21 protein-coding genes and 2 tRNA genes are annotated in these 23,451 nt (G+C 70.7%); 6 read left to right on the top strand and 17 right to left on the bottom strand.

From position 1 onward, the window contains the following. Positions 1 to 104 precede the first annotated feature (104 nt). Positions 105 to 1,397, top strand: a complete 1,293-nt coding sequence (locus DI272_RS33235) for a cytochrome b/b6 domain-containing protein (protein ID WP_181387395.1) — start codon at positions 105 to 107, stop codon at positions 1,395 to 1,397. Continuing rightward, entirely contained in the window at positions 1,394 to 3,007 is a 1,614-nt protein-coding gene (locus DI272_RS33230) for an NADH-quinone oxidoreductase subunit NuoF family protein (RefSeq protein ID WP_109498856.1), read from the top strand. Before DI272_RS33235 ends, DI272_RS33230 begins: the two co-directional genes overlap by 4 nt. Positions 3,008 to 3,135: 128 nt before the next feature. Here DI272_RS33230 and DI272_RS33225 read toward each other — a convergent pair. The 3 genes from DI272_RS33225 to DI272_RS33215 all read right to left on the bottom strand — a co-directional run bounded on the left by DI272_RS33225 (position 3,136) and on the right by DI272_RS33215 (position 3,720). Next, positions 3,136 to 3,208, bottom strand: a tRNA-Ala gene (locus DI272_RS33225). 101 nt (positions 3,209 to 3,309) lie between these two features. Further along, entirely contained in the window at positions 3,310 to 3,543 is a 234-nt protein-coding gene (locus DI272_RS33220; RefSeq protein ID WP_003976229.1) for a hypothetical protein, read from the bottom strand. Between the two features lie 3 nt (positions 3,544 to 3,546). Beyond that, positions 3,547 to 3,720 carry a hypothetical protein gene (locus DI272_RS33215; protein WP_109498855.1) on the bottom strand — a complete coding sequence of 58 codons (174 nt, stop codon included), beginning with the start codon at positions 3,718 to 3,720 and terminating at the stop codon, positions 3,547 to 3,549. 309 nt (positions 3,721 to 4,029) lie between these two features. Between DI272_RS33215 and DI272_RS33210 the strand changes: the two genes are divergently transcribed. Then, positions 4,030 to 5,421 carry a cytochrome P450 gene (locus DI272_RS33210; RefSeq protein ID WP_258314760.1) on the top strand — a complete coding sequence of 464 codons (1,392 nt, stop codon included), beginning with the start codon at positions 4,030 to 4,032 and terminating at the stop codon, positions 5,419 to 5,421. Between the two features lie 45 nt (positions 5,422 to 5,466). On the opposite strand, the gene DI272_RS33205 is transcribed toward DI272_RS33210, so the two are convergent. From DI272_RS33205 to DI272_RS44695, 7 genes are all read right to left on the bottom strand, one after another. After that, positions 5,467 to 5,539 (bottom strand) — tRNA-Ala (locus tag DI272_RS33205). 75 nt (positions 5,540 to 5,614) lie between these two features. Next, entirely contained in the window at positions 5,615 to 6,289 is a 675-nt protein-coding gene (locus tag DI272_RS33200; protein WP_109498853.1) for a histidine phosphatase family protein, read from the bottom strand. Further along, the gene (gene rsfS / locus DI272_RS33195; protein WP_109498852.1) at positions 6,289 to 6,732 is read right to left on the bottom strand and encodes a ribosome silencing factor; all 444 of its coding nucleotides are present in this window, start codon (positions 6,730 to 6,732) and stop codon (positions 6,289 to 6,291) included. Before rsfS ends, DI272_RS33200 begins: the two co-directional genes overlap by 1 nt. A 130-nt stretch (positions 6,733 to 6,862) precedes the next feature. After that, positions 6,863 to 8,575 (bottom strand): LCP family protein, encoded by a 1,713-nt coding sequence (locus DI272_RS33190; RefSeq protein WP_109498851.1) that lies wholly within the window; start codon positions 8,573 to 8,575, stop codon positions 6,863 to 6,865. Positions 8,576 to 8,591: 16 nt separating this feature from the next. Then, the gene (nadD, locus tag DI272_RS33185; protein ID WP_109498850.1) at positions 8,592 to 9,230 is read right to left on the bottom strand and encodes a nicotinate-nucleotide adenylyltransferase; all 639 of its coding nucleotides are present in this window, start codon (positions 9,228 to 9,230) and stop codon (positions 8,592 to 8,594) included. A gap of 59 nt (positions 9,231 to 9,289) precedes the next feature. Next, on the bottom strand, positions 9,290 to 9,454 hold the full coding sequence (locus DI272_RS44700; RefSeq protein WP_181387394.1) for a hypothetical protein: 165 nt from the start codon (positions 9,452 to 9,454) through the stop codon (positions 9,290 to 9,292). Between the two features lie 115 nt (positions 9,455 to 9,569). Then, positions 9,570 to 9,731, bottom strand: a complete 162-nt coding sequence (locus DI272_RS44695) for a hypothetical protein (protein ID WP_097264001.1) — start codon at positions 9,729 to 9,731, stop codon at positions 9,570 to 9,572. Positions 9,732 to 9,855: 124 nt separating this feature from the next. Here DI272_RS44695 and DI272_RS33180 point away from each other — a divergent pair, with 124 nt between their 5' ends. After that, entirely contained in the window at positions 9,856 to 10,953 is a 1,098-nt protein-coding gene (locus DI272_RS33180) for a M48 family metallopeptidase (protein ID WP_109498849.1), read from the top strand. A gap of 54 nt (positions 10,954 to 11,007) precedes the next feature. On the opposite strand, the gene DI272_RS33175 is transcribed toward DI272_RS33180, so the two are convergent. The 5 genes from DI272_RS33175 to proB all read right to left on the bottom strand — a co-directional run bounded on the left by DI272_RS33175 (position 11,008) and on the right by proB (position 16,096). Further along, entirely contained in the window at positions 11,008 to 12,087 is a 1,080-nt protein-coding gene (locus tag DI272_RS33175) for a hypothetical protein (RefSeq protein ID WP_109498848.1), read from the bottom strand. A gap of 100 nt (positions 12,088 to 12,187) precedes the next feature. Then, a complete protein-coding gene (locus tag DI272_RS33170) occupies positions 12,188 to 12,796 on the bottom strand; it encodes a hypothetical protein (protein WP_181387393.1) in 609 nt (202 codons plus the stop codon). 135 nt (positions 12,797 to 12,931) lie between these two features. Further along, positions 12,932 to 14,218: a glutamate-5-semialdehyde dehydrogenase gene (locus DI272_RS33165; RefSeq protein WP_109498846.1), complete on the bottom strand. Its 1,287-nt coding sequence runs from the start codon at positions 14,216 to 14,218 to the stop codon at positions 12,932 to 12,934. 90 nt (positions 14,219 to 14,308) lie between these two features. Next, positions 14,309 to 14,767, bottom strand: a complete 459-nt coding sequence (locus tag DI272_RS33160) for a hypothetical protein (RefSeq protein ID WP_109498845.1) — start codon at positions 14,765 to 14,767, stop codon at positions 14,309 to 14,311. A gap of 222 nt (positions 14,768 to 14,989) precedes the next feature. Further along, a complete protein-coding gene (gene proB, locus DI272_RS33155; protein WP_109501182.1) occupies positions 14,990 to 16,096 on the bottom strand; it encodes a glutamate 5-kinase in 1,107 nt (368 codons plus the stop codon). Positions 16,097 to 16,309: 213 nt separating this feature from the next. On the opposite strand from proB, the gene DI272_RS33150 reads away from it, so the two are divergent. Then, positions 16,310 to 17,707 carry a polysaccharide pyruvyl transferase family protein gene (locus DI272_RS33150; protein ID WP_109501181.1) on the top strand — a complete coding sequence of 466 codons (1,398 nt, stop codon included), beginning with the start codon at positions 16,310 to 16,312 and terminating at the stop codon, positions 17,705 to 17,707. Between the two features lie 258 nt (positions 17,708 to 17,965). Beyond that, positions 17,966 to 19,963 carry a hypothetical protein gene (locus DI272_RS33145; protein WP_181387566.1) on the top strand — a complete coding sequence of 666 codons (1,998 nt, stop codon included), beginning with the start codon at positions 17,966 to 17,968 and terminating at the stop codon, positions 19,961 to 19,963. Here DI272_RS33145 and DI272_RS33140 read toward each other — a convergent pair. Then, positions 19,941 to 21,110: a glycosyltransferase family 2 protein gene (locus DI272_RS33140; RefSeq protein ID WP_375138125.1), complete on the bottom strand. Its 1,170-nt coding sequence runs from the start codon at positions 21,108 to 21,110 to the stop codon at positions 19,941 to 19,943. The genes DI272_RS33145 and DI272_RS33140 overlap by 23 nt on opposite strands. A 239-nt stretch (positions 21,111 to 21,349) precedes the next feature. After that, positions 21,350 to 23,371, bottom strand: a complete 2,022-nt coding sequence (locus tag DI272_RS33135) for a hypothetical protein (protein WP_109498843.1) — start codon at positions 23,369 to 23,371, stop codon at positions 21,350 to 21,352. Between the last annotated feature and the right edge of the window lie 80 nt (positions 23,372 to 23,451).

Genomic DNA, 23,451 nt, shown 5'->3' with positions numbered 1-23,451 from the left:
TCCTTTGATAACAACGCAATAACTCAAACCTCGTACCGATCGGTATGGCTCCACTTAGAGTGCGGCAGCGGGACCGCCTTCCCGAACTGCTCGGAGTTGCCCCCATGAACCCTCGTAGTAGTAACACCTCGCTCCCCAAGCCCGGCCGCTCGGCCTCTGGGGTGGCGTCGGCCGTCTTCCTGCTGGCCATACCCCTCGTCGTGGTCTACGGAGGTCTCTGGCTCCAGGACTTCCTGAACTTCGGCGCGGGCGTGGTGGCGCTCGTCCTCCTGACCTGCTCCGTGATCTGGGGACTGGTCGCCCAGGACCGGATGATCCTCAACACCCGCCAGCGGATCGTCGCGCAGGGTGTCCACCGGATCACCGCCGTCGGCTCGATCGCCTTTCTGCTGCTGCACATCGGGATCAAGCTGACCCTGGAGCACACGACCTGGATCGCCGCGTTCATCCCCTTCGGGCTCGGCATCAGCGGCAGCGGCGGACTCATCGGGCTCGGCACCCTGGCCGGCCAGCTGATGATCTTCGTCGGCGTGACCGGCGCCCTGCGCAACCAGTTCGCGTCCCCGGCGCCGGTCGCGGCACGGTGGCGGAAGATGCACATGATGGCCTACCCGGCCTGGTGCTTCGCGCTCGTCCACGGCCTGTACGCGGGCCGCGAGGTGAAGGCCCCCATCTTCACCTACCTCTACGAACTGTCCCTGCTCGGCGTCATGGCGGCCCTCGCCCTGCGCGCCGCACCGCGCCCCTTCAAGCGCAAGGTCGCCGACCGCATCCAGGCGGTCCTGGGCGCCGAGGAGAAGCCGGGCCGCGAGGAGCTGGACGCGAGCCGGGCCAGGGTGGCCGAGGCCTCCTCCGCGCTGCCCGGCTACGAGAACGCGCGCGCCGCACAGCCGCGCACCGCCCCCTCGTACGAGACCCCCGCCCCCGCCCCGTCCCCGGAGCCGGCGAACGGCTTCGCGGCCGCCTACCGCGCCGTCACCCCGACCCCGCGCATCCCGCAGCAGCCGTCCTACGGCGCCGACCAGACCGCCCGCATGGACCTGCCGCTGGACCTTCAGGCCACGGAGGCCATGCCCCGCTACGACAGCGGCGGCAGCACCTCGGGAAGCTGGCCCATCCCGTCCCCGCCGCCGGTCGGCGAGGCACCCCGGTCGTCCTACGACCCGCTCCAGGACACCGGATACAACATCCCGACCTACCGCAATGCGGACACGTCCGGATACGGCACGAGTGATGTGTACGACACCGGTGAGTCGAACACCGTCTCCGGCACGTACTACTCGAACGACACGTACAACAGCGGTCCCGCCACTGATCCAACGCCCGGTGACTCCTACGACTTCGGCACACCGGGCTCGGGCGAACCTTGGAACACGCCGTCCGGAGGCTATAGGTGAACGAGGCCCTGCCCGACGTCCCGGAAGTCCGCGTAGTCGGACTTCCCCAGCTCACGTCGGGCTTCGACCTTGTCGAAAGACTCGATCTGCCCATGCACCTGAAGGTGCACGGGCCGCTCGAACCCATGGGCGGCGAGCAGCTCGCGAAGCTCGCCGAGAACATCAACCTGAAGGGCCGCGGCGGAGCGGGCTTCCCCTTCCACAAGAAGCTGCGCTCGGTGGCCGAGGCGGCCATCAAGCGCGGCGTCCGGCCGGTCGTCGTCGTCAACGGCAGCGAGGACGAACCGGCCTGCCGCAAGGACACGGTGCTCATCAACCGTGCCCCGCACCTCATCCTGGACGGCGCCCTGCTGGCCGCCGAGGCCCTGGGCGCCCGCACGCTCGTGGTGGGGGTCACCCGGGAGTCCACCCAGCGCTCCATGGAGGCCGCGCTCGCCGAACGCGGCCTCAGCAACGGCCGCCGCTCGGCGCTCCGCGCGCGCGTGCAGCGCAACCCCGTCCGCATGGTCACCGGAGCGGCGGCGTCGCTGATCCGCTCCATCGACGGCGGCCCGGCGATCCCGCCCGGCCGCAAGGTCAGCGCCTCCCAGAACGGCGTCGGCGGCGCCCCGACCCTCCTGTCGAACGCCGAGACCTTCGCGCAACTGGCGATCGCCGCGCGCATCGGCCCCGAGCGCTACGGCAACACCGGCCTGTACGACGAGCCGGGCACCGTCATGCTCACGGTCTCCGGCGCGGTCGCCCGCCCCATGGTCATCGAGGTGCCCACGGGCGTGCCGCTGCGCTACGTCCTTCAGCTCGCCGGCGCCCCGCCGGTCCCGCAGGGCGTGCTGACCGGCGGCTACCACGGCAAGTGGATCGACGCGGCGACGGTCAACGAGGCGATCGTCTCCCGCAACTCCCTGGACGCGGTGGGCGGTTCGCTCGGCGCGGGCGCGATCCTGCCGATCAGTCAGGAGACCTGCCCGCTGGGCGAGTCCCTGATGGTGGCGAAGTGGCTGGCCGAGGAGAGCGCGGGCCAGTGCGGCCCCTGCTACCTCGGGCTGCCGGCCGCCGCGCGCGGCATGGAGGACATCCTCAACGGCGGCGGTCCGGCCGCCCTGGAGGCGCTCAAGCAGGTCGCCAAGAACGTGAAGCGGCGCGGCGCGTGCTCGCACCCGGACGGCTCCGCGATGTTCCTGGAGTCGACCATCAAGGCGTTCACCGACGACCTCGCCGCCCATGTCCTCGGAAACGGCTGCGGACGGCGCGTGGAGGGTGTTCTGCCGCTCTTCGAGGGCGGCAAGACCCCTACGGGCATCCCGGGCGGCGCCGAGGTCGAGGAGAACGGCCCCAGCCGCCAGAAGATCTACGTCGACTGGACGCTGTGCCGCGGGCACGGCCTGTGCGCCGACATCCTCCCGGAGGTCTTCGAACTGGGCGCCGACGGCTTCCCGACCGTCGCCCAGGCCCAGGTCCCCCGCTATGCGGAGGCGAAGGCTCTCCGCGCGGTCCGCCGCTGCCCCGCCCTCGCCCTGCGCATCGAGGAAGCCGCCCCGCGCGACGGCGGCACGTCCCGCAACCTCCCGGTGCTCTCCCAGGGCCGCGGCCGCCGCGCCCTGGGCCGCTGACCGACACGGCGAGAGGGGGCCACCCGACCCGGGTGGCCCCCTCTCGCACACACCGAGCAGCGGGACAACTGCCCCTGGAAACGCAAGAATCCCGCCGGATCGAGATGATCCGGCGGGACCTTTTTCTGTGGAGCTAAGGAGAATTGAACTCCTGACCTCCTGCATGCCATGCAGGCGCTCTACCAACTGAGCTATAGCCCCTTGCTTGGTGCCTTCCGGGTTTCCCCGGCGGCGACGCCAACATTACACGGTCCCCGGGGTGGAACACCAAATCGTTTCCCTGAGGCCCGACCCGACGGGCCTCACGCGGTGACGAACGAGTAGAACCGCTTGAGCGTGCAGTGCTCTTCGAGCAGCCGGCCGTAGATCGGCTCGCCCTCGAGTTCGCGGTACGTCTCGATCGGATCGCCTTTTATGATCAGCGCCCGCGCGCATTCCTCGCACCAGTACTGGTAGTCGGGGTTGACCGGCTCCATGTCCCGCACGATCGGCGTCCCGCTGCCGCACCAGTCGCACTTTCGCCTGTGTGCACCCATCGATCAGCTCCAGCTGTGGCCGCAGGCCGTGCACACGTAGGAGATTCCGCCGTTGTCACCGAGGACTTGCGCGACGTGGAGGGAACCGCAGGAAGGGCAGATGAGGCGGGTGACGGTGTCCCGTGTCAACACTGCTTCGAGAAGGCCGTCGACCTCCTCGAGGATGCTCGCAGGCATCGCTACTCCCTCCCGTCGGGCCGCGCCCCCTTCCGGCCGTTTGATTCTGCCACGGCCGGACCAATACGGTCAGCGACGCCTCAGTACCAGTCCGGACACGGCACCCACCGCGGTGGTCCCGAACGGCGCGAACCCGCGCACCCGAAGCGCCTCCGCAGAGGTATACGCCTCCGAGGGCCCAAGTGACTCAAGCCGGTGGAAGAACGGTGCCGGGGAAGTCACGTGAAGATCACTTCACAACCGCATCCCGCCGGGCGACGGTGGGCAGAAACAACGGCCGCATCCACCCTCACCCCAGGAGTCAAGGCCGTGACCGCCTCACCAGCCGTGCCTGCCCGCGTCCCGACCGCCCCCGGCGGGCTCCCGCTGATCGGGCACGCCCACCGTCTGGCGCGGACCCCGCTGCCGTTCATCACCTCGCTGCGCGAGCACGGCAGCGTCGTCCGAATACGTCTGGGCCCGACACCCGCATACGTCGTCACCGATCCCGTGCTCACCCGCACCGTACTGGTCACCGAGGCGGCGCACTTCGCAAAGGGCGGAAAGATCTTCGACGTCCTGCGGGGCGTCTTCGGCGACGGTCTGGCCACGATCGCCGACGGCGACACCCATCTGCGCAACCGCCGCCTGATGCAGCCCATGTTCAACAAGGCCCACATCGCCACCCGCCGCACCGCCATGATCGACCAGGCCAGATCCATGGTCGGGGCATGGCAGGAGGGTCAACTCCGCGACGTGTTCGCGGACATGAACGACGTCACCCTCGCCGTCTTCCTCGTCGCGCTGTTCGGCGCGGATCTCCCCACGCACCTCCAGAGGGAGTTCACCACCCTCATGCCCGAGCTCATGAAGGGGGCGATCCGGCAGACCGTCCTGCCACCGTGGGTGACCCGGCTCCCGCTGCCCGCGAACCGTGCCCACACCCGCGGGATCGCCCGGCTGCGCGCGCTCATGGACCAGGCCATCGACCACCGTTCCGGCGGGCCGGAGAGCACCACACCCGACCCGGCCGAAGCGGCGGGCTGCCCTCACCGGGCCGCCACCGACGAACGGCAGAGCGGGCTGTTCGAGACCCTGGCGGCAGCCGGGGACCAGTTCACCCGCCGCCAGCTCCAGGACGAGGCCATCACCCTGATGAACGCGGCGATCGAGACCACGGCCACCGCCCTCGCCTGGACCCTGTACGAGCTCACCCGGCACCCCGGGATCGAACAGCGGCTGCGCGACGAACTCGCCGCCGTCAGCGCCGGCCGGCCGCTGCGCGAGGAAGACCTCGACCAGCTCCCCTACGCCCGGCAGGTGCTCCAGGAAGGCGTCCGCAAGTACGGACCGGCCTGGATGGTGACCCGGACCGCCACCCGCGACATCGACCTCGGCGGGCACCGCATCCCGCGGGGCGCCGACGTCGTGTGGAGCCCCTACCTTCACCAGAACGACCCCGCCCATTTCCCCGAACCGGCCGTCTTCGACCCGGACCGCTGGGCCGACGGCCGGGCGCCGTCCACCCGCGACTCCTTCTTCGCCTTCGGGGACGGCCGCCGCAAGTGCATCGGGGAGAACTTCGCGTGGGTCGAGATGCAGATCATCCTCGCGGCCGTCCTGGAGACCTGGCCCCGTCTCCGCCTCGTCTCCCGCCCGCCCCGTCCTGAGACGGCCATCACCGTCAAGCCGGACCGACTGGCCATGACCTTCGGGGCCTGACGCAAAAATCCCGCCGGACCTGATCGGTCCGGCGGGATCTCTCTGTGGAGCTAAGGAGAATTGAACTCCTGACCTCCTGCATGCCATGCAGGCGCTCTACCAACTGAGCTATAGCCCCGAGCTTTGTTCTTCCCGCTCGGCGGGGCGAACAAGAAGAACTTTAGCCTGCGACCTGCCAGAAAGTGAAATCCGCTCAGTCGTCGTCCCCGAGCACCGGCTCCGGCAGGGTGCCGGCGTTGTGCTCCAGCAGGCGCCAGCCGCGGGCGCCCTCACCGAGGACGGACCAGCAGCAGTTGGAGAGGCCGCCGAGGCTCTCCCAGTACTGGGAGTCCAGACCGAGGAGGCGGCCGATGGTGGTGCGGATCGTGCCGCCGTGGCTGACGACGACCAGCGTGCCCTCGTCGGGGAGCTTGTCGGCGTGCCGGAGCACCACGGGGGCGGCGCGGTCGGCCACCTCGGTCTCCAGTTCGCCGCCGCCGCGGCGGACCGGCTCGCCCCGCTTCCAGGCGGCGTACTCCTCGCCGTAGGAGGCGATGATCTCCTCGTGCGTCAGCCCCTGCCAGACGCCCGCGTACGTCTCGCGCAGGCCCTCGTCGTGGCTGACGTCGAGGCCGGTGAGCGCGGCGAGCTCGGCGGCCGTGTGCGCGGCCCGCTGGAGGTCGGAGGCGACGATCGCGTCCGGCTTCAGCGAGGCGAGCAGCCGGGCGGCCCGGCGGGCCTGGGCGACGCCGGTCTCGGTGAGGGCGACGTCGGTGGTGCCCTGGAAGCGGCGCTCCACGTTCCACGAGGTCTGACCGTGCCGCCACAGGATGACGCGGCGGCCCCGGCCGCCCCGCTTCGCGTCCGTCACCTCACCGGTGCCACTCATCACCAGTCCCCGCCCAGGTCGGCGGACTCCTCGGCGGCCTGCAGCTTGGCGTGCTCCTCGGCCTTGCCGCGGGTGGCCTTGGCGTCCTCGGGCAGGTCCAGCTCGGGGCAGTCCTTCCACAGCCGCTCCAGGGCGTAGAAGACACGCTCCTCGCTGTGCTGGACGTGGACGACGATGTCGACGTAGTCGAGCAGGATCCAGCGGGCGTCGCGGTCGCCCTCGCGGCGCACCGGCTTGGCGCCGAGCTCCTTCTGCAGGCGCTCCTCGATCTCGTCGACGATCGACTTGACCTGGCGGTCGTTGGGGGCGGAGGCCAGCAGGAAGGCGTCCGTGATCGACAGCACGTCGCTGACGTCGTAGGCGATGATGTCGTGCGCGAGCTTGTCGGCGGCCGCCTGGGCGGCGGTGTTGATGAGCTCGATGGAGCGGTCAGTGGCGGTCACTACACGGCTTTCGGTCGGCGGTCACTTGACCTCAAGGGTCTCACGGACCGCCGAGCACACCCCATGTGATTAAGGGACCACCAGGTGAGGCCGGGCCACGGACGTCCGCGACCCGGCCTTCCGGGGGCCGCTACGAGGACGGGTCGTAGTTCTGGCCGAGGATCACGGAGACGTTCGCGTTCGAGGTGACCTTGCCCTTGCTGACGGCGCCGGCGGGCAGGCCCAGGGTCTTGGCGACCTCGGTGGCGTTCTCCTTGTCGGCGGCGTCGGCGTAGACGACCTTGGAGGCGGCCTGGGTGCCGGAGGCGGTGCCGCCCTCCAGGAAGGTGAAGCCACCGTTGAGGAGCACCACGCGGGCCTTCTCGGTGTTGTCCTTCACACCGCTGGCGTTCTGCACCGAGACCCGGACGGCGGCGTCCTTGTCGGGGCTCTTGGCGGTGCCGCCGAGCACGTCCTTGACCACGCTGTCGCTCGCCTGGGCGCTGAGGGTGCCGTCGGTCTGCACCGGCAGCAGCGCCGTCTTGTAGTCGCCGCCCTTGGCGAGGTCGGCGAGCTTGGCGAGGAAGGTGCCGAGGTCCTTGTCGGTGAGCGACGGGTCGAGGATCTGGGCCAGCGTCTGGACGGTGGTCGTGGCGGCGCCCGCGTCGGACGACAGCTTGCGCAGCACGGCCTGCATGACCTGCCCGAACCGCTCCAGCTGGGCGTTCTGGGCCTCTCCGGAGGCGCGGTAGGTGGCGTAGGCGACGGCCGTCTTGCCGCTGAGGGTCTGGTTCTCGCCCTTGTTCACCAGGGGCGCGGTGCCCTTCTTCTTGGCGTCCGGGTCGGGCACGTCGGTGTCGGTGTCGACCTCGATGTTGCCGACCAGGTCGACGAGGTTCTGGAGGTAGGGGGTGTCCAGGCGCCAGGTGCCCTGGATCTGGGTGCCGAGGACGGTGTCGATCGCGTCCCGGGTGCCGGAGGAGCCGTCGTCCTCGACGGACTTGGCGAGGGTGGTCGTGGTGCCGTCGTCGTCGGTCAGCGCGAGGGAGTTGGGCAGCAGGACGGTGGTGCCCTGCTTGGTCGTGGTGTTGTCGACGAGCAGCGCCGTGGAGGTGCCGCCGCCCTTGGTGTTGTGCAGGTGGACGACGATCACGTCGCGGTTCTGGGCGGCGGCGGACGTGCCGGTGCCGGTCCCGGAGTCGGACGAGGACGACAGTCCGGGCAGCTTCCCGGCGTACCAGAGGTAGCCGACGCCGCCGACCGCGGTGAGCGCCAGGACGACGACCAGGGCGACGAGCCGGCTGCGGGCGCGGCGCTTGGCCTCCTCGCGGCGCTCGGTGCGGTTCTCGGTGAAGTTCAGCCAGTCGATGACGTCCTCGGAGTCACCGTCGGGCTCCTCGACGAAGGCGAACTGCCCGGTGTGGTAGTCGCGTCCGGCGTCCTCGGCCCGGGTGCGGCCGTCCGGCTCCCCGGACTCGGCGGGACCGGCCTGCTGCGGGATGTAGGCGGTCTGTTCGGCGACGCGGGGCTGCTGCGCGCTGGTCGCGGCCCGCCCGTAGGGGTCGTAGGGGTCCGCCGGCGCCCCGCCCTGCGCGCCCCCGTAGGGGTCGTAGGACGGCACGGGGTTCTGCTGACCGGTGTCGTACGGGTCGTAGCCCTGCGTGGGGTACTGCCCGGCGTACGGGTCGTAGCCGTAGCCCTGCTGCGTCTGCTGCGTCTGCTGCGCGTACGGGTCGTACGGCTGCTGGTGCGGCTGCTGTGGGGGGACCTGCTGGTAGACGGGCCGGCCGTACTCGTCGTAGCCGACGAGTTGGTACTGGTCGTCGCGGTCGCCGCCGTGTCCCGCGTCGTATCGGTCGTTCACCGGTGCCCCTCTCGGCTCACTCGCCGCGGTACAGCTCGCGCTTGTCGATGTAGCGCACGACTCCGTCCGGCACCATGTACCAGATCGGGTCTCCCTTGGCGACTCTCGCACGGCAGTCCGTGGAGGAGATGGCGAGCGCGGGAACCTCCACGAGAGAGACACCGCCCTCCGGGAGACCGGCGTCGGTCAGGTGGTGGCCCGGCCGGGTGACGCCGATGAAGTGTGCGAGGGAGAACAGCTCCGCCGTGTCCCGCCAGGTGAGGAGCTGGGCGAGGGCGTCGGCCCCGGTGATGAAGAAGAGATCCGTGTCGGGGTTGAGCATGCGCAGGTCGCGCAGGGTGTCCACGGTGTACGTGGGCCCGCCGCGGTCGATGTCGATGCGGCTCACCGAGAACTGCGGGTTCTCGGCGGTGGCGATGACCGTCATCAGATAGCGGTCCTCGGCCGGTGAGACGCTGCGGTGGCTCTTCTGCCACGGCTGCCCGGTCGGCACGAACACCACCTCGTCCAGGTGGAACTGCGCGGCGACCTCACTGGCCGCCACGAGGTGCCCGTGGTGGATCGGGTCGAACGTTCCGCCCATGACGCCGAGGCGGCGTTTGCCGGAGTTCGACGGGGCGTTGCCCGGGCCGGTAGGCATGTCCTGCTCTCCCATGCGTGCAGACCCTACCGGCCCGTCCTGGGAGGTCCGGTCTCCCCCAGGCCGTCGGCGGCTCAGCGGTCGCGGTTGAAGCGGGTGGTGATCCACAGCAGCAGCAGGAGGACGACGAAGGCGCCACCGCCGGTGACGTAGGGGCTGAGGCTCTCGTGGTTGCCGCCGTGCTCCTCGCCCTCTGCGGCAAGGGTGACCAACTGGGCAGCGGTGCTGTGGAAGCTCATCTGGACCTATCCGGTGTGGGCGGGATAAAGATGTCGGCCCATCGTAAGCGGGCGGCTCGGCGCCGATCACGCCGACTCCGCCGTTGGCGCACCCCGACGGAACTTCGGGCCCGTCTCAGTCGTCCTTCTGCTTGTAGCCCCGCAACAGGAACCACGCGGTCAGCACACAGCCCACCACCATCACGACCAGTACGACCCGGAGCAGATACCCCGACCCTTCCTGCTGGGCTGCGTTCGCGGCTTCGGTCAGCCAGGCGGACGCGGGGCTGTGCTCCATGACGGGACTCCTTCGCTGTACTGCCCGTCCACGGTATCTCCGCCTAGGCTGGGCTCTGCTTCGGGGGCGCAAAGGGCCGCACAAGGGTCCGCAAAGGACGACACTCACGCACATGGGGGAAGACATGTCCGACGACGGCCACGAGCAGAACGGGCACGAGACCGGCCACGAGAACGTGCCGAGCCGGCAGCGCAGGCGCTTCCCGGGGATCTCCTCGCGTGCGTACGAGCATCCCGCCGACCGCTCAGCCCTGGTGGCGCTGCGCAAGCTCAGCGGTTTCGACACGGTGTTCAAGGCGCTCAGCGGCCTGCTGCCCGAGCGGAGCCTCAGGCTTCTCTTCCTGTCCGACTCGGTACGGGTCTCGGACCAGCAGTTCGCGTACCTCAACGACATGCTGCGGGACGCCTGTTACATCCTGGACCTGGAGAAGGTCCCGCCGATGTACGTCAGCCAGGACCCGAAGCCGAACGCGATGTGCATCGGCCTGGACGAGCCGATCATCGTGGTGACGACCGGGCTCGTCGAGCTGCTCGACGAGGAGGAGATGCGGGCGGTCGTCGGCCACGAGGTGGGCCACGCCCTGTCCGGCCACGCCGTGTACCGCACCATCCTGCTCTTCCTGACGAACCTCGCCCTGCGGGTGGCGTGGATCCCGCTGGGCAACCTCGCGATCATGGCGATCGTGACCGCGCTGCGGGAGTGGTTCCGCAAGTCGGAGCTGTCCGCGGACCGGGCGGGTCTGCTGGTCGGCCAGGACCTCCAGGCCTCGATGCGCGGCCTGATGAAGCTCGCGGGCGGCCACCACCTGCACGAGATGAACGTGGACGCGTTCCTGAAGCAGGCCGAGGAGTACGAGGCGGGCGGCGACCTGCGCGACTCGGTCCTGAAGATCCTGAACGTCCTGCCGCGCAGCCACCCCTTCACCACGGTCCGCGCGGCCGAACTGAAGAAGTGGTCCGAGTCCCGCGACTACCAGCGTCTGATGGACGGCCACTACCCGCGGCGCAGCGAGGACAAGGACACCTCGGTCACGGACTCCTTCCGCGAGTCGGCTTCCCACTACGCCGACCACGTCAAGAGCTCCAAGGACCCCCTGATGAAGCTGGTCTCGGACATCGCGGGCGGCGCGGGCGACCTGGGCGGCAGGGTGCGACGCGGCTTCGGCGGCTTCACGGCCACGAACCCGAAGGACCAGCCCCCGAGGGACACGGAGGAGGACTGACCTGAGGCGCCTGGGCAACCATCCCTGGCGTCACCCCTGGCGCCGTACCTGGCGTCACCCCTTGGGCAACGCCCCCGAGGCCAAGGTCCCGCAAACCGCCGTGGCCCGGTCCGTGGCGAACGGATCGGTCCCCGCCGGCCCCCCGGCCTTCGCGGTCTGCCCCGCCAGCAACGGACTGAAGACGTCCGCCGCGTTGTCACCGCAGGACAGCGGCCCGGCCTGCACATAGGACGTGGAGAGCTGCGCCTGGTGCAGCCGCACGTCCTCGCGGTCGAACCGGAAGTGCAGCTCGCGCCGGACGGTGAACAGGGAGGTCTCCGCCTTGGCACCGGCGTCCGCACCGGTGGGCCGCAGGGCGTAGACGTAGGTGTGGTCGGCGGTCACTTCGAGGATCGTGGACTCCGTCTCACTGACGGCGAGCGTCCCGCGGACCCGGATCTGCGGGTCGGCCAGCCGCACGCTCCTGGCATCGAGGCGAACCAGCCATCCGGTGACCGCGTGCCGGCCGTCGGCGGCGGGGTGGTTCAGGCTCTCGTCGAACTGGAGGTGCTGGTCGGCCGGGAGCAGGACGCGGACCGGGCGGGTCTCGCCGCCGGTGAGGACCTCCGGGTAGAGCGCGGACCGGACCAGGTACTCCTTGACGGTGTCCAGCGCGCTCATCACCTGGGCCTCGGTGAAGTGCGAGGTGTCCCGCGCGGCGGGCAGCGTGATCCCGGCGGCGCCGATGCGGAACTGCGCGGCGGGGCTGTGCGCGTAGAGGTACTCGGCGTCGGCGGCGCCCGGCACCTTGCCGACCGGGGCGAGCGGGACGACGGTCGTCCGGAGCGGCAGCGAGACGTCCCGTACGGCGGCGGGGGTGTCGTAGGGGTGCCGTACCCCCATGTAGATCGCCGTACCGAAGGCGAGGGCGATCAGCAGGACCAGGACGAGTGCCTGCCGGGACAGTCCCCGGTGCATCGGCGGGCGGCGCCGGACGGCGGGGGCGTGGTCGGCCATGCGCTCCTGCGCGGAGAACTCCTGGAGCCGGGCAGCACGGACGAACGACTCGTCGAAGACGACGGATCGGTACTCGTCCTCACCACCCCCGGGGCCGCCCTCGGGTGCACCCTCAGGTGGTTCTCCAGGCCCTCCCATATCTTCAGAGTAGGTCTCCGGGAGCTCAGGTAAACGCCCCGTCGCACGACAAGTTCTGACAGGTTCTCACCAGGACGGTCGGGGCGTGACCGACGGACGTTCAGGGCGTCTTCGGGACCGCCGAGAAGGCTGGCTGGGAGTAGTCCGCGGAGGCGGAGGGCGGCGGCGCGCTGCCCTGCTCCAGGCCCGTCGTGGCGGGCGGGGGCGGTACCTGGTCGCGGCTGTTGGAGGACGCGCCCCGGTAGACCGCGGTGAAGGCGAGCGTGACCATGCCGATGCCCATGAGGAGCGCGAGCATCCAGGCGACGGGGCGGTGCCAGCGGACCTGTTTGCCGTACGTCCCCGGGGCGCCGTAGCGGCCTTCGAGGATGTCGGTGTCGTCGTCCAGGTCGTCGAGCTCGGGATCATGGCCGAAACCGGCGCGGCCGTCGGTGCCGTACCCGTCGTCGTAGCGCTTGCCTCGGCCGTGGGTTCTGCGGGCCTCGGCCTCGGAGGCCTCCGCTCTCGCCTGGGCGGCGGCCAGGAGGCGTTCGACGGCGGTCGGCTCGTGCACCACGGCCGCCCGTACGAAGGCCTCGTCGAAGACCACGGAGGCGAACTCTTCGTCCGACACCCCGCGGTCGTGGTCGTCGTCGGGCTCCCAGCCGTCAGGGAACGGCGTGCCCCCCACGTCCTCCGGCACGGATCCAGAGTAGACCTGAGGGGTCAATTTGGGCAGACGGTATGGAAATTCATCCGCTGGGTGAGACGTCTCCCCCGCGCACGGGCGTACGCCGAAGGCGCGTGCCGTGCGCATATGCACGAACGCGCGCCCTCAGCGTGTCAGCTGCCCCTTGGCTGCCTCTCAGCGGCGCACGTGCCCGTCGCCCGTGACGATGTACTTGGTGCTGGTCAGTTCCGGCAGGCCCATCGGGCCGCGGGCGTGCAGCTTCTGGGTGGAGATGCCGATCTCGGCGCCGAAGCCGAACTGGCCGCCGTCGGTGAAGCGGGTGGAGGCGTTCACGGCGACGGTGGTGGAGTCGACCAGCTGGGTGAAGCGGCGGGCGGCCTGCTGCGAGGTGGTGACGATGGCCTCGGTGTGCCCGGAGGTCCACAGCCGGATGTGCTCGACGGCCTTCTCCAGGGAGTCGACGACGGCCGCGGCGATGTCGTAGGAGAGGTACTCGGTCTCCCAGTCCTCGGCCGTCGCCTCGACGACCGTCGCCTTGGAGTCCTTGGCGTACGCCAGCACCCGGTCGTCGGCGTGCACGGTCACGCCGGCCTCCGCGAGGGCGTCCAGGGCCCGCGGCAGGAACTCGGGGGCGATGTCCTGGTGGACGAGGAGGGTCTCGGCGGCGTTGCAGACGCTGACCCGCTGGGCCTTGGAGTTGATCAGGATGTCGATGGCCATGTCGAGGTCGGCGTGGGCGTCGACGTAGACGTGGCAGTTGCCGGTGCCGGTCTCGATGACGGGGACGGTCGACTCGCTGACGACGGTGCGGATCAGGGAGGCGCCGCCGCGCGGGATGAGCACGTCGACCAGGCCGCGGGCCCGCATCAGCTCGCGTACGCTCTCGCGGCTCTCGCCGGGCACCAGCTGGATGGCGTCGGCGGGCAGCCCCGCCCCGCCGACGGCGTCCCGCAGCACCCGCACCAGGGCGGTGTTGGACTCGTACGCGGAGGCCGAGCCGCGCAGCAGCACCGCGTTGCCGGACTTCAGACACAGGGCGGCGGCGTCCACGGTCACGTTCGGGCGGGCCTCGTAGATGATGCCGACCACGCCCAGCGGGACGCGGACCTGGCGCAGGTCGATGCCGTTGGGCAGGGTGGAGCCGCGGACCACCTCGCCGACCGGGTCGGGCAGCGCGACGACGTCCCGGACGTCGGAGGCGATGGCGCGGATCCGCTCCGGCGTGAGGGTCAGCCGGTCGATGATGGCCTCGCTGGTGCCGGCCTCGCGGGCCTTGGCGATGTCCTTGGCGTTGGCCTCGACGATCTCGCTCGTACGGACCTCCAGGGCGTCCGCGACGGCGAGCAGCGCGTCGTCCTTATCGGCCCGCGGCAGCGGGGCGAGGTCGGCGGCGGCGGCCTTGGCGCGGTAGGCGGCCTGGGTGACCGGGGACATCGAGTCGTACGGCGAGAGCGTGGTCATGAGGGAAGGGTAGTGCGCCGTACGGGGGTGGGGACCCCGTCGTCTTGCACCGCGAGACGGGGTCAATGGGTCCCTATGGAGCGATGCAGGTCAAAAGGGGTGAACCCCTACCGGTGTCGCCGGTGCCGGGCCGTAGCCCTCGGCGACGCGCTGGTGGTAGGTCTCACGGTCGATGACCTCCAGGCCGACGATCTCCCAGGGCGGCAGCTGGGCGGTCTGGCGGTGCTCGCCCCACAGGCGCAGCGCGACGGCGGCGGCGTCGTGGAGATCGCGGGCCTCCTCCCAGTAGCGGATCTCCGCGTGGTCGTTGGCGTAGCGGCTGGTCAGCAGGAAGGGGTGGTCGTGGGCGAGCTGTTCGAGGCCGCGCCGCACCTCCTTCAGCGGGGCCTCCTCGCCGGAGACGCTGAGGGTGACGTGCCACAGCCGGGGCAGCTCGGCCGGCTCCTCGTAACGGTCGCCGGCCGCGACGCTCGTCAAGAGGCGCTCCTCACCGGCCGCACGGAACGAGGCCTCCTCGGCACCACCACGGGGCGCGGCCCCAGGGCGCACTCGTCTCACGACGGCCTCCTTTACCCAGTGATCCCCGTGACCGACACGGTGGTCGCGCGGAACGTGTCCCTAGAAACAAAGTTGAGCAGGCCGCAAGGGCTCGCGTGGCACTTTTGCGGAACGTCCACCTGAGGGCGACAGCCTTGACAAGGCGTTCACCCCGTTTTCGGCAACCCGGGGCCCCGGGCCCGCCGCCGCGCGCCGCGCCGCGCCGCGAAGCCGTCAGGGTTGGAGGATCACCAGATCGTCCCGGTGCACGACCTCCCGCTCGTACGCCGCCCCCAGCTCCCGCGCCAGCTCCCGGGTGGAGCGGCCGATCAGCTGGGGGATCTCCTTGGCGTCGAAGTTGACGAGTCCGCGGGCCACCGCGCGCCCCTCGGTGTCGCGCAGCTCGACCGGGTCCCCGGCGTTGAACTCGCCGTCCACGGCGGCGATGCCGGCCGGCAGCAGCGACTTGCGGCGCTGCACGACCGCCCGCACCGCGCCGTCGTCCAGGGTCAGCGAGCCCTGCGGGGTGGAGGCGTGCTGGAGCCACAGCAGCCGGTCGGCGGAGCGCTTGCCGGTGGGGTGGAAGTAGGTGCCGGTGTCGCCGCCGGTCAGCGCGTCGGCCGCGTGGACGGCGCTGGTGAGCACCACGGGGATGCCGGCGGCGGCCGCGATCCGGGCGGCCTCGACCTTGGTGACCATGCCGCCGGTGCCGACCCCGGCCTTGCCGGCGCTGCCGATCTCGACGCCCGCCAGATCCGCCGGCCCCCGCACCTCCGCTATCCGCGAGGTGCCGGGCTTGCTGGGGTCTCCGTCGTACACGCCGTCGATGTCGGACAGGAGCACCAGCAGGTCGGCGCGGACCAGGTGGGCCACCAGCGCCGCGAGCCGGTCGTTGTCGCCGAAGCGGATCTCGTCCGTGGCGACGGTGTCGTTCTCGTTGACGACCGGGAAGGCGCCCATCGCCAGGAGCTTGTCGAGGGTGGTGGAGGCGTTGCGGTGGTGGGACCGGCGGCTCATGTCGTCGCTGGTCAGCAGCACCTGGCCGACGCGGACGCCATAGCGGGCGAAGGAAGCGGTGTAGCGGGCGACGAGCAGGCCCTGGCCGACGCTGGCGGCGGCCTGCTGGCGGGCCAGGTCCTTGGGGCGGCGACGCAGCCCGAGCGGGGCGAGTCCGGCGGCGATGGCGCCGGAGGAGACGAGGACGACCTCCTTCTCTCCCCCGCTGCGGCTCTTGGCGAGGACGTCGACGAGCGCGTCGACGCGGTCGGCGTCCAGGCCTCCCGATGCGGTGGTCAGTGACGAGGAGCCCACTTTGACGACGATCCTGCGGGCCTCGGTCACGGCCTGCCGGGCGCTTGCGACGCTTGCCACCTGCACTGTCCCCACTTCCTTGCGCGTGGCAGCAATCTACGCGAAGCGCCCCCTCGGCCGCCCCGGCGTTTCAGCCCCCGGACACACCAGGACGTAACTGTTTGCTCACGCATCGCATACGGCAAAAAGGTTGTAGGGGTTCCTTATAGAAATCAAAGAACTCACCAACTTAAGTTGAACGCCGTGAAGCGCGTTCTCCTCAGGTCCGGTAAGAGTCCCTTCGACGTCGTCCCTGTCGAGGAAGCCCTCCAGCGTGACGTCATCGCCACCAACTCCGGCAACCTGATCTTCAGCGACGCCACCCACAAGATCCTGGAGACGCCGGGCACCGAGGTGGTGTCGAACGGCATGAAGGCCGACGTGGCGTCTGCGGCCCTGATCAACGCGGAGTACGACGCCTTCGTCGTACCGCTGGCGAACGCCTTCCGTCCGTCCTTCGAGGCCGGACTCAAGCGCCTGACCCGCCTCATCAGACGGCTGAAGATCCCGGTCGTGGTCACCGGTGTCGGAGCGCAGACCGGCCTCAACTACGACCCGGCGCGGCTCAAGCCCATCGAGCCCGCGGTCCGCGACTTCGTCTCCGCGGTCCTGGACCGCAGCGCCTCGATCGGGGTGCGCGGCGAGTTCACCGAGCAGTACCTCAGGGACATGGGCTTCAAGGACGTCGAGGTCATCGGCTGCCCCTCGCTGTTCATGTACGGCAAGGAGCTCGCCGTCCACAAGCGGGCGCCGCAGCTGACCGCCGAGTCCCGGATCGCGATCAACGGTTCGCACAGCGCGGTCCAGAAGCAGGGCCTGGGCAAGGTCATCGACCGCACCCACGCCCGCTACCCGCACCTGCGCTTCATCGGCCAGAACCTCTCCGACGCGCGGCAGCTGCACTGGCGGGACCTGTCGGACCCGAACGCCAAGGTCAAGGCGATCCCGACGCACCCCGACCACCCGATGTACGGCGAGGACAAGGTCCGCGTCTACATCGACCCGGTCACCTGGATCGACGACCTGCGCGGCTTCGACTTCTCCTTCGGCTCCCGCATCCACGGCAACATCGCCGCGCTGCTGGCCGGTACGCCCGCGACCGTGCTGTCCGGGGACTCCCGGACGCTGGAGCTGTGCCGCTACTTCGACATCCCGCACCTCCGCATCGACAAGGTGCCCGCGGACCTGGACCCGGCGAAGCTGTACGAGGACGCGGACTTCGGCAAGCTGATGAGCGGTCACCACGAGCGCTTCGAGCGGTTCACGGGCTTCCTCGACCGCAACGGCCTGCAGAACACCTTCACGCACGGCGACGGCGGCGCCGCCTTCGAGGCGCGGCTGCGCAAGCTGTCCTTCCCGGCGGGCGTCCGCCCCTGGCTGGAGGCCGACCTCGGCTCGCTCGCCGCGCGCATGGCGTTCATGCAGCGCACCATCGCCGAACTGACGCAGGACAACGAGCGGTTGAAGCGCGACCTGACCCGCGCCAAGGCCGGTTCCCGGTCGTCGAAGGCGTCCGGTGCGGTCCCGGCGCCGTCGGTCTACCGCCGCGCCCGCCGGGTCGTGGGCGGTCCGATCCGCCGGGCTCTGCAGTCGGGGCGCTGAGCGGGCACGGCACTCCTATCACTTCACGGTCGCTCCAAGGCGCCCGGACACGCGCGTGTCGTCCAGAGGTCGGCAGGCGTTAACCCGGGCGCACGTCCTTGACGACCTTGGAGTGACGCCGTGCCCACGAAGAGACTCCGCCGCCCCCGCCTGCTCCGCCTCAGACGCCCGCTGAAGCGTTCCGCCGCCGGCCCTCGCACAGGGCGCAGGCGGCGGCTCCCGCTCCGCCGTGCCGCCCCCCGCGTCCTCGTCACGGTCCTGCTGGCCGCCGCCTTCGCCGCCCAGGCCGTCGCCGCCTTCCTTCCCGACGTGCCGCTGCTGATCGCCGCCACAGCGGCCTCGGTGGCCGGGGAGGGGGTGCTGCACCGGTGGCAGCGGGGCATGGCGACGGTGTTCGCCAAGTCGCACGCGGACATCACCGTCCGGCACGTCCTGCGCGACCTGCTGCTGGTGGCGGGCCTGCTGCGGGTGGGCGAGCAGGACCGGGAGGCGGTGTACGGCCCGATCGTCGCCGCCCTGCTGCTCTTCTACGCCCTGCACTGCGCGATCCAGGCCGTCTCCGTCCTGGTCCGCCGCACCCGCACGCTGCCGGTGGTGACCCGGAACATCGACGCCTCCGCGCTGCGGCTGTCGACGGCCCCGCCCGCACTGCTGCTGCGCCGCCCCGGGCACCGGCTGCTGGTGTTCGGGCTGCCCGCGACCTTCGGCCTGGCGGCCACGGCGGCCACGGACGTCCCGGCCGCCGCCGTCGGCGGACTGGCCGTGTCCCTCGTCCTGGCGCTCCTCGGCCTGGGCGAGCTGCTGCTGCGGCTGCTGCCGAGCCGCCGCCCGGCGGGCGAGCAGGAGGTCCTCGACTGGTTCGACGCCTGGCTGGCGGAGTACCGGCCCACGGTCGGCCTGTACTTCTCCGGCGGCGCGTCCTCCGCGTACCAGGCCAACATGTGGCTGGAGCCGCTCGCCGGGCTCGACGGGCGGCCGGTCATCGTGCTGCGCGAGCGCTTCATGGTGCAGAAGATCGCCGCGACCGACGTGCCGATCGTCTGTCTGCCCAAGGTCACCACCCTGATGCGGCTGGAGCACTCCACCCTCCAGGTCCTCATCCACCCGTCGAACTCCGGCAAGACCTCGCAGGTCCTGCGCATCCCCACGCTCAAGCACACGTTCGTCAACCACGGCGAGAGCGACAAGCTGTCCTCGTGCAACCCGTACGCGAAGGCGTACGACGAGGTGTGGGTGGCCGGTCCGGCGGCCCGCGAGCGGTACGCGCTGGCCGAGGTGGGCGTGGACGACCGCGAGGTGCGGGAGATCGGACGGCCGCAACTGGAGGCCGTACGGCCGTACGCGGGCCCGCCGCAGGGCCCGTACACGACCGTGCTGTACGCGCCCACCTGGGAGGGCTGGGACGGCAATCCGGGCAACACCTCCGTCATCGAGGCCGGCGAGAACCTCGTACGGGCGCTGCTCGCCGATCCCGGTGTGCGGCTGCTGTACAAGCCGCATCCGCTGACCGGGTCGGTCGACCCGCGGGCGGGGGCGGCCGATCAGCGGATGCGGGAGCTGATCCGGGCCGCCAACCGGACGCGGTCGGGGGCGCGGACCGACACCGGAGGCCAACTGGCGCGGTGCACGGAGGAGTTGGACCGACTCACCACCACCGACTTCCGCACCAGTGCCGACTCGGTGGAGCGGATGCTGCTGCAGTCCGCGCCGCCCCGCGGGCGGGCCAGGGCGGTGGAGCGGGCCACGGCGGCCTGGGAGGCGGCTTACTGGGCCTCGCTGCCGGAGTGGGAGCACCAGATCGTCACGGGCACCCGGCCCGCGCTCTACGCCTGCTTCAACCGGGCCGACCTGCTCGTCAGCGATGTGTCGAGCGTGGTCAGCGACTTCCTGGCGAGCGGCAAGCCGTACGCGGTGGCCAACACCAGCGGGCTGGCCGAGGAGGCGTTCCGGGAGGCGTTCCCGACCGTGCGGGCGGCGACCGTGCTGACGCCGGACGCGGCGGGGGTGCCGGGCCTGCTGGACGCCGTACGGCATCCGGAGAAGGACGGACTGGCCGAGGCGCGGGCCGAGTTGAAACGGCATCTGCTGGGGCCGGACGAGCCGTCCTCGCAGGAGCGCTTCAACGAGGCCGTGCAGGTGCTGTGCGCGGCGGCACGGGAGCACCGCGCGCGGATGGCCGAGCGGTTGGCGGCGGAGATCCCGGGGCCCCGGCAGGCCGAGGACCCGTCCGCCGTCACGCCGCCGCAGCCGGCCTGACGTCCCGGGAGCGCGACGGCAGGCTCCGGCGCGCCTTGCGCACCGCCCGCCGTACGAACGAGTCGAGCCCGCCCTCCCGGTAGCCCGGGACGGCGCGGGCCTCGCGCGGCTCGGCGAGGTAGAGGGCGTCCGGGATGCCGGTGGCGGCGTCCCGGAAGTGCGGGTAGGCGAAGTACACCCGCCGGCCGCGCTTCTCCAGCAGCGCCTCGGGCTTCTTCCTGGCCCGCTGGAACTCCAGGTGGTCCAGGAGGAGATCGGGGCGCTGCCCGGCCACCGCGTGTATCCGCAGCCGCTCCTCGACCCGCAGCCGGCGGGCGACCTCCTCGGTCCAGTACGCCTCCAGCAGCGGCTTCGCCAGCTCGAACTTGTGCCGCCGCACCTGCTCGCTGTCCTTGAGGTACTTCGCGCCGAACTGCGGGAGCAGGGTGACGACGAACGGGCGGACCATGAGCATGTCGCGGCGCGGGCCCGCCGGGACCATGTCGGCGATCAGGGTCATCAGGGCGCGTGCGGAGTCGAAGCGCAGGGTGTAGCTCCCGCTCTTCGTCACGTGCTTGCCGTCCTCGCGGCCCACCAGGTAGTAGCAGGTGTAGTCGTCGATGAGGGAGACGCCGTCGGCCCGCAGATAGGCCTCCATGGTGAACAGGGCGTCCTCGCCGGTCCACAGCGACTCGTCGAAGCGCATGCTGTGACGGTTCAGCAGCTCGCGGCGGAACAGCTTCTGCGCACTCAGCGTGAACTTGATGTTGGACGACCAGACGTCCGTGCGCTCCAGCGTCCGCCCCCACATGGACTGCGGCGGCTTGCGGTTGATGCCCTCGACGCGGCCGAGCACCACGTCCGTGGCGTTGCGGTCGGCCATCGCGACCATCCGCTCAAGGGCCTCGGGGCCGAGCCGGTCGTCGGCGTCGAGGAAGAACACGTAGCGCCCGGTGGCCTTGTCCAGGCCGACGTTGCGCGGGCCGCTGGGGCCGCCGGAGTTGTCCTGGCGGATGACGGTGACCGGCATGTCGACGCGGGCGGCGAACTCCTCCAGGTACTCGCCCGTGCCGTCCGTCGAGCCGTCGTCGACCGCGATGACCTCGATGCGGGCGTGGCCGAGGGTCTGGGCCTCCACGGACGCGAGGCACTCGACCAGGTAGGGCATGGCTTCGTAGGCGCCGATGACCACGGTCACATCAGGCTGGGTCACATTTCCCCCGTATCCTCATATTCGCAATCAGTTAGACGGCCGAACGTCACCAGCGGTTGTCTCTGAGCATGTCCTTTGTGACGCAGGTCACGGACTACAACGACCGTTCCCCCCTCAGATACGCAAAAGGGCCCGGCTTTCGAGAATCACTCCTCGAAAACCGGGCCCTGGGCCGAATGGGCCAGGCGGACGGGTCAGGCCGTGGTCGCGGCCTCCGCGGCTCCGGCCGCCGCCCGTGACTCCTGGCCGGCGTTGCGGGTGTCGGCCTTGCGGGCCAGGTCCGCCACCGCGGTGTTGAACTGCTCGATGGACGTCGGCTCGTCCGGGCCCAGCAGGTACTGCTTGAGCTCCTTGCGGTCCTCGGCCAGCGGGTCGCCCGCCAGGTCGCGGACCGCGCTCAGCAGCTCGCCCAGCTCGGCGGCGCTGTTGGACAGGATGGTGGCGGCGCGCACCGCGGTGTTCTGCCGCTTGAACTCCTCCACGCCCAGCTCCGCGGAGTCCGTCACCGCGTACGGCTTGCCGCTCGCGATGAAGTCGGAGACCACGGACGAGATGTCGGAGACCATCGCGTCGGAGACGTTGAAGCAGTCGTACAGCCGCGGTTCGGCGCCGGTGATGACCCGGTGCTCGTGGGTGCCGAAGGAACGCCAGTAGGTGTCGTTCCACTCGGCGCGCAGCCGGGCGATCTCCTCGTGCCTGGCCACGTCGACCAGCCCGTCACGGGTGGCCTCGGCCTCGTCGCCCTTCTCGCCGCCGTTGCCGGCCAGCTGGGCGATCCGGGCCTCGATGCGGGTCAGCTCGGCCTTGGCCTGCGCCTGGGCGGCGGCGTCCGACGTGAAGCGGGCGTCCGTGGCGCGCTCGGCGGCGGCCTTCTCGACCAGCGCGGTGATCCGGGCGTGCGCGGCGCCCGCCGCCTTGCTGACCGTGCCCGTGAAGGGGTGCGGCTTGTACAGGACGCGGACCGGCGGGTCGGCCTTGATCAGCTTCTTGACGATGTTCTCGCCGGCCAGCACCAGGGAGGTGTTGCCGGGGTTGCCGTCCCAGCCCTCCCAGGTCGGCGCGTACAGGACCGTCGGGATACGGCCCTCGGGCACGCCCTGCCAGGTCTGGATCGGCGCCAGCTGCGGGCGGCCGACCTCCACGATGTCGTCGTCGCGGACCCCGACGTCGGCGATGGCGTACCGGTCGCGGCCCGCGCGGCCCGCGGTCCACACCTCGTCGTAGACCTTGCTGAACGGGTTGACGCTGGCGAGCTTGTCGCTGTCGCCGTGGCCGATGAAGACGTGCTTCATGGTCGGCACGCGCAGCAGGTGGATGTTCTTGCCGACGTTGGCCGCGTACAGCGCGACCCGCACGGTGGACAGGTCCATGTTCATCAGGTGCACCCCTCCGGGCACGCAGATGACGGGGACCGTGGTCGGCGCGAGGTTCTGCAGTATGACGCGCTCACGCAGGATGATCAGCGGCTTGGAGTCCAGCTGCTCCATGGTCTCCAGCCACATGTTGACCTGGTACGCCGAGTCCTTGGAGCCGGAGAAGTACAGCACCGTCTCGGGCCGGTACCCGGCCAGCCAGTCGTCGACCGCGGCGAGGACCTTGTCCGCGTTCGGCGGGATCTTGTTGCCGCGGACGTACGGCATCAGCGCGAGGACGTACAGGGTGCCCAGCGCTATCGTCGCCCCGATGCCGGCGAAGGCCGCCACGGTGTCGTCCATCGCGGCGGAGACCAGTACCCCGACGACCGCGAAGAGGTCCAGGTGGAGCATCTTCTCGGCGGAGCGGTTGAGCAGGCCGCGCGGCGGGGCGTCCGGGATGCGGATGCGGGCGGCCAGGTCGACGTTGCGGGTGGCGACCGGCATCCGGCGGCGGTTGCGGATCAGGGTGACCAGCGCGCCGTGCGGGGCCTGGAGGCCGTAGAAGGCGATGAAGCAGGCGACCGTCCCGTAGAAGACGATGCCGTCCGCGAGATCCAGGCGAGCCAGCAGCAGGATCAGCAGCAGCTGCCGGATCAGGAAGCGGATCGACAGACCCGCGCGCACCTTGCTCAGGCGGTTGATCAGATAGCTGCTCTTGCGGTGCAGATAGTGGTCCGCCAGGTACGTCACGGCGGCCGCGGCCGCGAAGGCGTACACACTCGGGACGAGCGCGGCCAGCATGAGCACAGGGAAGCCCAGGATCATGAGGGCCGCCGCGGCCAGCTCGGCCGCGCTGCCCACCCGGGCTACGCGAATGGCTCTGGTTATCACGGATGAACCTGCTCTTGGAGGGGGAGTGCCGGTTTTGTTCTGAGGTGCGG

The organism is Streptomyces sp. Act143, from assembly GCF_003143935.1.
Taxonomy (GTDB): Bacteria; Actinomycetota; Actinomycetes; order Streptomycetales; family Streptomycetaceae; genus Streptomyces.
This window is presented reverse-complemented; position numbering and strand designations above follow the sequence as displayed.

Bases quoted from the DNA above. Each gene is read 5' to 3' on its own strand.
- DI272_RS44700 (WP_181387394.1), bottom strand. From the start codon at position 9,454: ATGAGCTTCCACAGCACCGCTGCCCAGTTGGTCACCCTTGCCGCAGAG.
- DI272_RS33175 (WP_109498848.1), bottom strand. From the start codon at position 12,087: ATGGGAGGGCCTGGAGAACCACCTGAGGGTGCACCCGAGGGCGGCCCC.
- DI272_RS33200 (WP_109498853.1), bottom strand. From the start codon at position 6,289: ATGAGTGGCACCGGTGAGGTGACGGACGCGAAGCGGGGCGGCCGGGGC.
- DI272_RS33140 (WP_375138125.1), bottom strand. From the start codon at position 21,110: ATGCCCTACCTGGTCGAGTGCCTCGCGTCCGTGGAGGCCCAGACCCTC.
- DI272_RS33165 (WP_109498846.1), bottom strand. From the start codon at position 14,218: ATGACCACGCTCTCGCCGTACGACTCGATGTCCCCGGTCACCCAGGCC.
- DI272_RS33235 (WP_181387395.1), top strand. From the start codon at position 105: ATGAACCCTCGTAGTAGTAACACCTCGCTCCCCAAGCCCGGCCGCTCG.
- DI272_RS33180 (WP_109498849.1), top strand. From the start codon at position 9,856: ATGTCCGACGACGGCCACGAGCAGAACGGGCACGAGACCGGCCACGAG.
- DI272_RS33215 (WP_109498855.1), bottom strand. From the start codon at position 3,720: ATGCCTGCGAGCATCCTCGAGGAGGTCGACGGCCTTCTCGAAGCAGTG.
- DI272_RS33220 (WP_003976229.1), bottom strand. From the start codon at position 3,543: ATGGGTGCACACAGGCGAAAGTGCGACTGGTGCGGCAGCGGGACGCCG.
- DI272_RS44695 (WP_097264001.1), bottom strand. From the start codon at position 9,731: ATGGAGCACAGCCCCGCGTCCGCCTGGCTGACCGAAGCCGCGAACGCA.
- nadD (WP_109498850.1), bottom strand. From the start codon at position 9,230: ATGGGAGAGCAGGACATGCCTACCGGCCCGGGCAACGCCCCGTCGAAC.